The sequence below is a fragment of the Streptomyces sp. VNUA24 genome, from assembly GCF_029167005.1.
GTDB lineage: Bacteria > Actinomycetota > Actinomycetes > Streptomycetales > Streptomycetaceae > Streptomyces > Streptomyces scabiei.
In genome coordinates, this window is record NZ_CP119143.1 from 6,612,890 (window position 1) to 6,624,593 (window position 11,704).

Here is an 11,704-nt window from a genome sequence, read left to right on the forward strand (position 1 = left end):
CCGGATGGGGCTGCCGAGCACTGGATGCGGGGCACGCGCGCGTGGGCGTGCCGAGCCGATCACGGAAACCGTGCGATTGCGGTTACGTCAGTGCAAGTACTTCGTTACCTTACCTAACTCTTGACGATTTCTTGACGCTCGCGGGGGCAAGATCGAACAGCCGTCCGCGCCAGTTCCCGACTCCGCGTCAAGTCGTGCCGGGCCCTGCGCCTATGGTTGCTCCAGCGTTCAGTACAAAGCACAGCCCGACCTGCCGCTCGTGTTAGGACAGCAAGGACAGCGATGCCCACCGACAATCCCGCCTCCTCCGGCCAGCAGTCCGGCAAGTCCGGCAGGAAGAAGGGACGCAAAGTCCGTCTTCTCCTGATCGTCCTGGTTCTGGCCATCATCGGTGGCGTCGGCTACGGGGCGTTCTGGTCCGTCTCCACCGTGCGCGCCTCCTTCCCCCAGACCAAGGGTTCGATAACCCTGGACGGTCTGTCGGGACCGGTCGACGTCAAGCGCGACGGCTACGGAATCCCGCAGATCTACGCCTCCTCCGACGAGGACCTGTTCATGGCGCAGGGCTACGTCCAGGCGCAGGACCGGTTCTACGAGATGGACGTGCGCCGCCACCTGACGGCCGGCCGCCTCTCGGAGATGTTCGGCGAGAGCCAGGTCGACACCGACGAGTTCCTGCGCACCCTCGGCTGGCACCGCATCGCCGAGGAGGAGTACCAGAAGACGCTCTCGGCCGAGACCAGGAAGTATCTCGACGCGTACGCCAAGGGGGTCAACGCCTATCTCGCGGGCAAGGACGGCGCCGACATCTCGCTGGAGTACGCGGCCCTCGGCTTCGAGAACGACTACAAGCCCGAGGAGTGGACCCCGGTCGACTCGGTCGCCTGGCTGAAGGCGATGGCCTGGGACCTGCGCGGCAACATGCAGGACGAGATCGACCGCGCCCTGATGACCAGCCGCCTCGGCCCGAAGCAGATCGCCGACCTGTACCCGCAGTACCCCTACGACCGCAACGGGACGATCGTGCGGGAGGGCCAGTACGACGAGCTGACCAAGACCTGGTCGGACGGGTCGGGCTCCTCGCAGAACGCCGGCGGCTCCACCCAGGGCACCGGCGGCACGGGTACGGGCACCGGCGGCACCGGAACGGGCACGGGCACAGGGCAGGGCGCCGGAGGCTCCACGCAGGGCACCGGCGGCGCGGGAACGGGTACGGGCACCGCGGGGACGTCCACGGACTCCGGAGCCCTCCAGACCCAGCTGGGCGGCCTCTACAACGTCCTGGAGAACCTGCCCGAGGCCGTCGGCGTGAACGGCAACGGCATCGGCTCCAACTCCTGGGTCGTCTCCGGCGACCACACCATCACCGGCAAGCCGCTCCTCGCCAACGACCCGCACCTGTCGGCGTCGCTGCCCTCGGTCTGGTACCAGATGGGCCTGCACTGCAAGGCCGTCTCCGCCAAGTGCCAGTACGACGTCTCCGGCTACACCTTCGCGGGCATGCCCGGCGTGGTCATCGGCCACAACGCCGACATCGCCTGGGGCATGACCAACTCCGGCGTCGACGTCACCGACCTCTACCTGGAGAAGCTGACCGGCGACGGCTACCAGTACGGCAGCAAGGTCCTGCCCTTCGAGACCCGCGAGGAGACCATCGAGGTCGCCGGCGGCGAGTCGAAGAAGATCGTCGTCCGGCTCACCAAGGACGGCAGCCCGCTGCTCTCCGACCGCAGCAACGAACTGGTCCAGGTCGGCAAGAAAGCCACCGTGGACCAGGACGCACCCGACCGCGGCGACGGCTACGGCATCGCCCTGCGCTGGACCGCGCTCGACCCCGGCACCTCCATGGACGCCGTCTTCGCCATGAACAAGGCCAAGGGCTGGGCGGACTTCCGCAAGGCCGCCGCCCTGTTCGACGTCCCCTCGCAGAACCTGATCTACGCCGACACCGAGGGCCACATCGGCTACCAGCTGCCCGGCAAGATCCCCACCCGGGGCCGGGGCGACGGCTCGATCCCCGCACCCGGCTGGGACGCCAGGTACCGCTGGACCGGCTACATCGACCAGGACGAACTGCCCTGGGAGTTCGACCCGAAGCGCGGCTACATCGTCACCGCGAACCAGGCCGTCGTCGACAAGAAGTACCCGTACACGCTCACCACCGACTGGGGCTACGGCACGCGCGCGCAGCGGATCACCAGTCTCATCGAGTCGAAGATCAAGGGTGGCGGCAAGATCTCCACCGACGACATGCGGCAGATGCAGATGGACAACAGCAGCGAGATCGCCAAGCTGCTCGTGCCGCTGCTGCTCAAGATCGACGTGAACGACCCGCACGTGCGCGAGGCGCAGAAGCTCCTGGAGGGCTGGGACTACACGCAGGACGCCGACTCGGCGGCCGCCGCGTACTTCAACTCCGTCTGGCGCAACATCCTCAAGCTCGCCTTCGGCAACAAGCTGCCCAAGGAACTGCGCGTCGAGGGCCAGTGCCTGTCGGTGGAGCCGGTCGACGCCACCGGGCCGGCCGACGAGGACCGCAGGGTCCGCGAGTGCGGCAGGCGGGACGCCGACCAGGCGCAGCCGGACGGCGGCGACCGCTGGTTCGAGGTGGTCCGCCGGATCATCGACGACCAGGACAACGCCTGGTGGTCCGCGCCGAAGACCCGCACCCTGGACGCCGTCGACACCCGTGACGAGCTGTTCAACCGGGCCATGCGGGACGCCCGCTGGGAGCTGACCGCCAAGCTGGGCAAGGACATCGACACCTGGAGCTGGGGCCGGCTGCACCGGCTGTTCCTGAAGAACCAGACCCTCGGCACCGCGGGCCCCGGTTTCCTCAAGTACATGCTCAACCGCGGCCCCTGGAAGCTCGGCGGCGGCGAGGCCACGGTCAACGCCACCGGCTGGAACGCGGCGGGCGGCTACGAGGTGGTCTGGGTGCCCTCGATGCGCATGGTGGTGAACCTCGGGGACCTCGACAAGTCCAAGTGGATCAACCTCACCGGCGCCTCCGGGCACGCGTACAACGCGCACTACACCGACCAGACCGACAAGTGGGTCAAGGGCCAGTTGCTGACCTGGTCGTTCTCGGACAAGGCCGTCGAGCGCGACACCAGCGACACGCTGCTGCTGAAACCGTGACGCCGGTCTGAACGCGGGAAAGCGGCCCTCCACGCGCGCGTGGAGGGCTGCTTCCGTGTCCGGGTCACCGGAACAGTCGTATGCGGGTCACCGGAACCGCCGTACCCCCGCCGGGGTCACCACCGCGTGCACCGGGCGGTCGTGCGGCTCCTCGGGCACCCGCTCCACGACCTCCGTGTCGTACAGGAGCACCACCAGCGCCGGGTCGGCTCCCGCGCGTTCCAGGCGGGCCAGGACACGGTCGTAGGAGCCGCCGCCCCGGCCCAGCCGCATCCCGCGCGCGTCGACCGCCAGGCCCGGCAGCAGGACGACGTCGGCGGTGGTCACGGCCTCCGGGCCGAGGCGCTCGCCGGCGGGTTCGAGCAGCTCCATGCGTCCGCCGCCGTGCCGTACGCGCGCGAGGGCGGGCTCTCCCTCGTAGGCGCCCCAGTCGAGGTCGTTGTCGGGGAGCAGCACCGGCAGCAGGACGCGCACGCCCCGGGCGCGGAGCGCGTCGAGGAGCGCGAGCGTGCCCGGTTCACTCCCCACGGCGACGTACGCCGCGACCGTGCGCGCGTGCGCCAGCTCGGGCAGACCGAGGGCCCGTTCCGCAAGGGCGCCCGTCGTGTTCCGGACGTCATCCGTCGTCAACCCGTTCCTCACCAGGAGGAGCTCTCGTCGCAACGTTCGCTTGGAAAGCTCCGGTTCAGGTCCCATCCGGCTCACAGGTAGCTCCAGTATTGTTCGTAATCGGCTTATATGAGAACGAATTCATCGGAGCCACAGATTCCCCACAAAGGCACCGGATATGGTTCCGCCCATGAGTGAGGCGAACCCCAGGATCAGCAAGGCTGTCATCCCCGCCGCGGGTCTGGGAACCCGGTTCCTGCCGGCCACCAAGGCGACTCCCAAGGAGATGCTGCCGGTGGTCGACAAGCCGGCGATCCAGTACGTGGTGGAGGAGGCCGCGTCGGCGGGTCTCGACGACGTCCTGATGATCACCGGCCGGAACAAGCGCCCCCTTGAGGACCACTTCGACCGCAACTACGAGCTGGAGTCGGCCCTCCAGAAGAAGGGCGACGCCCACCGGCTCGCCAAGGTCCAGGAGTCCAGCGACCTCGCGACCATGCACTACGTCCGCCAGGGCGACCCCAGGGGCCTCGGCCACGCCGTCCTGTGCGCCGCGCCGCACGTGGGCGACGAACCCTTCGCGGTCCTCCTCGGCGACGACCTGATCGACCCCCGCGACCCGCTCCTGAAGCGCATGGTCCAGGTCCAGGAGGAGCACGGCGGCAGCGTCATCGCGCTCATGGAGGTCGCGCCGGAACAGATCCACCTCTACGGATGCGCCGCCGTCGAGGCCACGGTCGACGGAGACGTCGTCAAGGTCACGGGCATGGTCGAGAAGCCGGAGGCCGCCGACGCCCCGTCCAACTACGCGATCATCGGCCGGTACGTCCTGGCCCCGCAGATCTTCGAGGTGCTGAGCCGCACCGAGCCGGGCCGCGGCGGCGAGATCCAGCTCACCGACGCCCTCCAGCAGCTCGCCGCGGACGAGAAGGTCGGCGGCCCCGTGCACGGCGTCGTCTTCAAGGGCCGCCGCTATGACACCGGTGACCGTGGCGACTACCTGCGTGCCATTGTCAGACTCGCATGCGAACGTGAGGACCTGGGCCCGGACTTCCGGACCTGGCTTCGCAGTTACGTAGCCGAGGAGATGGAGCCACAGTGAGCACCGCCGCGACCCGCACCACCGACCCGGACCACCTCTGGTCGGTGACCGAGCACCTGGAGGACATCCTCGCCACCGTCCGCCCCCTGGAACCCATCGAGCTGCAACTCCTCGACGCCCAGGGCTGCGTGCTGGTCGACGACGTCACGGTGCCGATCTCCCTGCCGCCGTTCGACAACAGCTCGATGGACGGGTACGCGGTACGGGTCGCGGACATCGCGGGCGCGAGCGAGGAGTTCCCGGCCGTGCTCACGGTGATCGGGGACGTCGCGGCGGGCCAGGCGGAACAGCCGCACGTGGGGCCCGGCGAGGCCGCCCGCATCATGACCGGCGCCCCGCTGCCGCCCGGCGCGGAGGCCGTCGTCCCGGTGGAGTGGACCGACGGCGGCCTCGGCGAGGGACCCGTCTCCGGGATGCGCGCCCGCAGCGCGAACCCCGAGGGCGCCACCGGCCAGGTCGCCGTGCACCGCCCCGCCGAGGCCCGCGCGCACGTACGCGCGCAGGGCAGCGACGTGAAGGCCGGCGAACGCGCCCTGGCCGCGGGCACGATCCTCGGCCCGCCGCAGCTCGGACTGCTGGCCGCCATCGGGTACGCCTCGGTCCGCGTCCACCCCCGCCCGCGCGTGGTCGTGCTCTCCACCGGCAGCGAACTGGTCCCCCCGGGCGAGACCCCGGCCACCGGCCAGATCCACGACTCCAACAGCTTCGCCCTCACCGCGGCCGCCCGGGACGCGGGCGCGATCGCCTACCGCGTCGGAGCCGTCGCCGACGACGCCGAGACCCTCCGCTCCACCATCGAGGACCAGCTCGTCCGCGCCGACCTGGTCGTCACCACCGGCGGGGTCAGCGTGGGCGCGTACGACGTCGTCAAGGAGGCCCTGGAGTCCGTCGGCGACGAGGAGGAGGAGGGCGCCGGCATCGACTTCCGCAAGCTCGCCATGCAGCCCGGCAAACCCCAGGGCTTCGGCACCATCGGCCCCGACCACACCCCGCTGCTCGCGCTGCCCGGCAACCCGGTGTCGTCGTACGTCTCCTTCGAGATCTTCGTCCGGCCCGCCATCCGCACCCTGATGGGCCTGCCCGACGTCCACCGGCCGACGGCCACGGCCACCCTCCGCGCCCCCAAGGCGCTGACCTCGCCCGCGGGACGCCGGCAGTACCTGCGCGGGACGTACGCCGACGGCGAGGTCACGCCCGTCGGCGGCGCCGGATCGCACCTCGTGGCGGCCCTCGCGCACGCCGACGCGCTGATCGTGATCCCCGAGGGCACCGAGTCGGTCGAGCCCGCGTCGGAGGTCGAGGTCGTCCTGCTCGGCTGAACCCTCGGGGGTGGCGTACCGTGTCGCGCACAACCGACCGCGCGCCGCACCGCGACGGGCCCCGACCGGGAGCGTCACACCACCATGAGTACGCCGCACGACCGACTGACCCACATCGACGAGGCGGGCGCAGCCCGCATGGTCGACGTCTCCGGGAAGGACGTGACCGCGCGCACCGCCCGCGCCAGCGGCCGGGTCCTGGTCTCGCCGACGGTGGTCGAACTGCTGCGCGGCGAGGGGGTGCCCAAGGGGGACGCCCTCGCCACCGCGCGCATCGCCGGGATCATGGGCGCCAAACGCACCCCCGACCTCATCCCGCTCTGCCATCCGCTCGCGGTCTCGGGCGTCAAGGTGGACCTGTCGGTCGCGGACGACGCTGTGGAGATCCACGCCACCGTGAAGACCACCGACCGTACGGGCGTCGAGATGGAGGCCCTCACCGCGGTCTCCGTCGCCGCCCTCACCGTGATCGACATGGTCAAGGCCGTCGACAAGGGCGCGGTCATCACGGACGTCCGCGTCGAGGAGAAGACGGGCGGCAAGTCGGGCGACTGGAACCGGACATGACGCCGCCCGCCGAGGACACCGGGAGAGCGCCCCACCGCGCGCTGGTCGTGACCGCCTCCAACCGGGCCGCGGCCGGCGTCTACGCGGACCGGGGCGGACCCCTGATCGCCGAGGGGCTCCGGACGTTCGGGTTCACCGTCGACGGACCCCGGGTCGTGCCCGACGGAGACCCCGTGGAGGCCGCGCTGCGGGCCGGAGTCGCCGCCGGGTACGACGTGATCGTGACGACCGGCGGCACCGGGATCTCCCCCACCGACCGCACCCCCGAGGCCACCCGCGCGGTCCTCGACCACGAGGTGCCCGGCATCCCCGAGGCCATCAGGGCGTACGGCCGGGACAAGGTGCCGACGGCGGCACTCTCCCGGGGCCTCGCCGGAGTCGCGGGCCGGACCCTGATCGTCAACCTGCCGGGCTCCACCGGCGGCGTCCGGGACGGCCTGGCCGTACTGGAACCCCTGCTCACCCACGCCGTCGACCAGCTCCGCGGCGGGGACCACCCGGCATCCGGCCACGGGGGTGCGAGCTGAACACTCCATCCTGGCCCGTGGCGCTGGTCGACGGCGAAGTCGTCCTGCGGCCCATAAAGATGCGTGACCAGCGGGCCTGGCGCGAGGTGAACCGGCGCAACCGGGACTGGCTGCGCCCCTGGGAGGCGACCATCCCGCCGCCCACGCCCAGCGGACCCATCGCCCACCGGCCGACCTACCGTCAGATGGTCCGCCATCTGCGGTCGGAGGCCAACGCGGGCCGCATGCTGCCGTTCGTGATCGAGTACCAGGGGCGGCTGGTGGGCCAGTTGACGGTCGCCGGGATCACCTGGGGCTCCATGTGCTCCGGACACGTCGGCTACTGGGTGGACGAGTCGGTGGCCGGGCGCGGGGTGATGCCGACGGCGGTGGCACTCGTCGTGGACCACTGCTTCCGGACCGTCGGACTGCACCGCATCGAGGTCTGCATTCGCCCCGAGAATCGGCCCAGCCGGCGCGTGGTGGAGAAACTCGGATTCCGTGAGGAAGGTCTTCGTCCACGATATCTTCACATCGACGGGGCCTGGCGCGACCATCTCGTCTTCGCGCTCACCGCGGAGGAGGTCCCCGAGGGGCTGCTCGGGCGCTGGCAGCGCGAACGGGCGCGGAACGCACGGAACGCCGGTTCCGACGCCGGCACCACGGGGCCGCCGCCATAGACGCCCATGGACGCCCCCATAAATGAAATGCGTGTTCGAAAAAATGCCCCGGCCGGTGAACGCGCGGCGATCGGACGGCGATCCGGCTTGAACGAGTCGGCACGTTCTCGGGGCGTTCTCGGGGCGCTCTCGGTGCGTTGTGAGTGCGTTCTGGCACGTTAATTTCGTGCTCTCGGCGGCCCGCTGATCGGATCGGTCACAAAAAAAGCTCGAAATATCAGCCGGATCGTGCGACACACCGGCTCAATTGGCGGATGGCCTCACGCAAACCCCTCTACCGTGTGAGTCGTGAGCAGCAGCGGCCTCATCTACGCAGTCATCGTCGGGGCCTGGGCCGCCTACTTGGTGCCGATGTGGCTCCGTAGGCAGGACGAGCTGAACGAAGCCCGTCCGACGGAACGCTTCAGCACCGCCATCCGGCTGCTTTCCGGCCGGGCGGGGATGGAGCGCCGATACGCCAAGGACCTGCGGGCGCGCTCCACCGACGAGGGGGAGCCCAGCGCCGGACCGGACGACGTCACCGACTCGGTGGACGTCCGGGCCTTCGCCATGCCCCCGCACCGGGAGCACACGAAGGCCCAACTGCCGGTGGAGCGGGGTGAGCCGGAGCCGCAGGGGCAGCAGCCGGGGAAACCCGCGGCGCAGGCGAGCGCACCGGCACCGTCGAAGCCGCTGCCCCAGCAGAGCGGGGCACCGCAGACCAAGCAGCCGGGCACACCGTCCGGGAAGCAGGGCGCGGCCCACTCGTCGGGGGCGGCCCACTCGTCGGGCGCGGCCCACCCGTCGGGGGCGGCCCGCCCGTCCGCACCCGCGCGCACGAAGCGCCCGGACAAGCAGACGGCGGGCGCACGCCGGGGCACCTCGGCGGAGGCCAAAGCGCGCGCCCAGCGCTCGAAGGTACTCGCGCGCCGACGGCGTACGACGGTGCTGCTCTTCCTCGCCTTCACCCTCGGCGCGGTCGTCGCGGCGGTCGGCGGACTCGCCTTCCTGTGGGCGCCGGCCGTCCCCGCGGTACTGCTGAGCGTGTACATCGCGCACCTGCGCCGCCAGGAGCTGAAGCGGTTCGCGTACACCATGGACCGGCGGCAGGCGGAGGTCGCGGCCCAGCGGCTGCGGGAGCGGCAGCCCCAGCGGCGGCGCCCCGCACCGGACCCGGTGGACACCGACGAGCCGGAGGACGGACCCGAGAGCGAGGAGAGCCGGGCCGAGCTGACCGCGCTCGCGGCCGACCGCCGCGCGCTCGTCGAACAGACCGACCACGCCGAGTGGGTCGACCAGCAGCGGGAGCGCCAGCGGCGGCCCGGCCAGGGCGACAGCTGGGACCCGGTCCCCGTGCCGCTCCCCACCTACGTCACCGCCCCGGTCGCCCCCCGCGCCACCTCCGGCGTGGACCTCGGCGCCCCGGACGCCTGGAGCTCCGCACGCTCCAGCGCGGCCGACCCGCACGGCACCCCGGGCGCCCCGTCCCACCCCGCGCCCGCCACCGGGCGCGAACCGGAGGCGGAGCGGGGCGCGGAGGAGGGAGCGGCGGACGCCGGTGCGGACGAGGCGGACGCGTCCGACGACGGCCGCTGCGACGCCCGCCGGGCCGCGTCCGCGCGCCGCTCCCGCGAGCGGGGGCGTACGCCGCTCTTCGACCAGTACGAGGACGGCGACCGCCCCCGGGCGGCCAACGAGTGATCTCACGGCCCCGGAACTCTCCCTGGCGCTGACCAGCCAGGGAGCCCGCCGGGGACCGTCGGGTGGCGCCTCGGATACGGATTTCCGAGCACGGCGATCGGGGTGCTAGAGTTTCACTCGTTGCAAGGGCCTGTGGCGCAGTCTGGTAGCGCACCTCGTTCGCATCGAGGGGGTCTGGGGTTCAAATCCCCACAGGTCCACGCAGCTCAGAGCCTCCAGTGGTGATCACCACTGGAGGCTCTGACGTGTTGTCAGGACGATGATCCGTCAGCGCCCACGCCGGGCGCCCGCGCCGGGCCCCCGCGCCGGGCCCCCGCGCCGGCTCCGTGATCGCGTCGAAGTACGGCCGTCCACCACGACCTCCTGGGCGGACGGATCGAGGCCAGGTTCACGGCGGCGGCGCCGCGCCCCCTGCGGGTAGAGGGACAGCTTGAGCCGGCAGCGGTCGTGGGCCACGCGATGGGGGCTTCTTCACGGGCACACCGTAGGGGCCCGACACCGCGACGGGCGCCGGGATCTACGGGCGGCCGGAGGTCAGCCGCGCAGGTCCTTCGCGAAGCACAGGCTCAGCTCGTGGAAGCGGTAGTAGCCGAACTTCCCGCAGGGCTCGTAACCGCTGGAGGTGTAGAGCGAGACGGCCTCGGGCTGCTTGCTGCCGGTCTCCAGGACCATGCGGGCGCGGCCTGCGGCGCGGGCGTCGGACTCCAGCGCGGCGAGTATGCGGCGGGCCAGGCCCAGGCCCCGCGCCTCGGGGGTGACGTACATCCGCTTGATCTCGGCGTCGCCGTCCCGGTTGCCCTCGTCGTTGGCGTCCTGGCTGCGCCAGCCGCCCGTGGCCAGGGCTCTGCCGTGCTCGTCGTAGGCGATCAGATACAGGCCCCGCGGTGGCAGGAAGTGCGCCGGGTCCATGTGGGTGGCGTCGCCGTCGTCGCCGTAGCGGACGCTGTATTCGGCCTGGACCTCGTCGTTCAGCTTCACGGCGTCGGGGTGGTCGAAAGGCACAGGGTGGATAATCATGCCTTGCATCGTACATCTATGCATGACGCTCTCCGCGGGGGTGTGCGGCGCGGACGCGTCCCGGCGGCGCCCGGAGCGCGGCCGTCCGGTTCGATCCTCCTCGTATCCGGACCCCGTCCACGGTACGGGTATCGTGCCCGCGTGCTGACTGTGACCTCTGTGAACGTGAACGGGCTGCGGGCCGCCGCGAAGAAGGGCTTCGTGGAATGGCTCGCCGGAACCTCGGCGGACGTGGTGTGCCTCCAGGAGGTGCGGGCCGAGCCGGAGCAACTCCCCGAGGGGGTGCGGCAGCCCGAGGGCTGGCACGTCGTGCACGCCCCGGCCGCCGCCAAGGGGCGCGCGGGTGTCTCGCTCTACACCCGGCGCGAGCCCGACCGCGTCCGGATCGGCTTCGGGTCGGCCGAGTTCGACGGGAGCGGACGGTACGTCGAGGCCGACCTGCCCGGCGTCACCGTGGCCAGCCTCTACCTCCCCTCCGGTGAGGTCGGCACCGAGCGGCAGGACGAGAAGGTCCGGTTCATGGGCGAGTTCCTGCCCTATCTCAAGGACCTGCGGGAACGGGCCGCCGCCGACGGGCGCGAGGTCGTCGTCTGCGGCGACTGGAACATCGCCCACCAGCAGGCCGACCTCAAGAACTGGCGGGCGAACCAGAAGAACTCCGGGTTCCTGCCGGAGGAGCGGGCCTGGCTCGGCCAGGTCTTCGACGAGGCCGACGGCGCGTACGTCGACGTCCTGCGCGCCCTGCACCCCGACGTGGAGGGGCCGTACACCTGGTGGTCGTACCGGGGGCGGGCCTTCGACAACGATTCAGGTTGGAGGATCGACTATCAGGTGTCCACGGCCGGGCTCGCCGCCAAGGCGGTCAAGGGGTTCGTGGAGCGGGCCGCGACCCACGCCGAGCGGTGGTCGGACCATGCGCCGGTGACGGCGGTCTACGACCTCTGAGCCGTCGCCGGACGGCGACCCGCGCCACACGTCCTCGGCACTCTGTGCCGCTGTGCGCCGGTTGTTCGATGGCGGTGTGGACATACTCCTCCGCAGAAGACGGTGCCGACCGGTCGGAGGGGTGGTCGTGCGGGGGCA

10 protein-coding genes and 1 tRNA gene are annotated in these 11,704 nt (G+C 71.4%); 9 read left to right on the forward strand and 2 right to left on the reverse strand.

Translation table 11 applies throughout. From position 1 onward, the window contains the following. The first annotated feature begins 282 nt into the window (after positions 1 to 282). Positions 283 to 3,141, forward strand: coding sequence for a penicillin acylase family protein (locus tag PYR72_RS28380; protein WP_275457930.1), 2,859 nt, complete (start codon positions 283 to 285; stop codon positions 3,139 to 3,141). An 87-nt stretch (positions 3,142 to 3,228) separates the two neighbouring features. Here PYR72_RS28380 and PYR72_RS28385 read toward each other — a convergent pair whose 3' ends face one another. Then, on the reverse strand, positions 3,229 to 3,837 hold the full coding sequence (locus PYR72_RS28385; RefSeq protein WP_275457931.1) for a 5-formyltetrahydrofolate cyclo-ligase: 609 nt from the start codon (positions 3,835 to 3,837) through the stop codon (positions 3,229 to 3,231). Between the two features lie 103 nt (positions 3,838 to 3,940). On the opposite strand from PYR72_RS28385, the gene galU reads away from it, so the two are divergent. From galU to PYR72_RS28420, 7 genes are all read left to right on the forward strand, one after another. Then, complete coding sequence (galU, locus tag PYR72_RS28390; protein WP_013002927.1) at positions 3,941 to 4,852, forward strand: UTP--glucose-1-phosphate uridylyltransferase GalU; 912 nt, start codon at positions 3,941 to 3,943, stop codon at positions 4,850 to 4,852. Further along, a complete protein-coding gene (gene glp / locus PYR72_RS28395; RefSeq protein WP_275457932.1) occupies positions 4,849 to 6,171 on the forward strand; it encodes a gephyrin-like molybdotransferase Glp in 1,323 nt (440 codons plus the stop codon). The genes galU and glp overlap by 4 nt, the downstream gene beginning before the upstream one ends. An 84-nt stretch (positions 6,172 to 6,255) precedes the next feature. Next, positions 6,256 to 6,738: a cyclic pyranopterin monophosphate synthase MoaC gene (gene moaC, locus PYR72_RS28400; RefSeq protein ID WP_013002929.1), complete on the forward strand. Its 483-nt coding sequence runs from the start codon at positions 6,256 to 6,258 to the stop codon at positions 6,736 to 6,738. Then, a complete protein-coding gene (locus PYR72_RS28405; protein WP_275457933.1) occupies positions 6,735 to 7,265 on the forward strand; it encodes a MogA/MoaB family molybdenum cofactor biosynthesis protein in 531 nt (176 codons plus the stop codon). Before moaC ends, PYR72_RS28405 begins: the two co-directional genes overlap by 4 nt. A gap of 17 nt (positions 7,266 to 7,282) precedes the next feature. Beyond that, on the forward strand, positions 7,283 to 7,924 hold the full coding sequence (locus PYR72_RS28410; protein ID WP_037724629.1) for a GNAT family protein: 642 nt from the start codon (positions 7,283 to 7,285) through the stop codon (positions 7,922 to 7,924). A gap of 288 nt (positions 7,925 to 8,212) precedes the next feature. Next, positions 8,213 to 9,604, forward strand: coding sequence for a gephyrin-like molybdotransferase receptor GlpR (gene glpR / locus PYR72_RS28415; protein WP_275457934.1), 1,392 nt, complete (start codon positions 8,213 to 8,215; stop codon positions 9,602 to 9,604). 126 nt (positions 9,605 to 9,730) lie between these two features. Continuing rightward, positions 9,731 to 9,804, forward strand: a tRNA-Ala gene (locus PYR72_RS28420). A gap of 334 nt (positions 9,805 to 10,138) precedes the next feature. On the opposite strand, the gene PYR72_RS28425 is transcribed toward PYR72_RS28420, so the two are convergent. Further along, positions 10,139 to 10,621, reverse strand: coding sequence for a GNAT family N-acetyltransferase (locus tag PYR72_RS28425; RefSeq protein WP_275457935.1), 483 nt, complete (start codon positions 10,619 to 10,621; stop codon positions 10,139 to 10,141). Positions 10,622 to 10,762: 141 nt separating this feature from the next. Between PYR72_RS28425 and PYR72_RS28430 the strand changes: the two genes are divergently transcribed. Beyond that, positions 10,763 to 11,566, forward strand: coding sequence for an exodeoxyribonuclease III (locus PYR72_RS28430; RefSeq protein WP_275457936.1), 804 nt, complete (start codon positions 10,763 to 10,765; stop codon positions 11,564 to 11,566). Positions 11,567 to 11,704 lie beyond the last annotated feature (138 nt).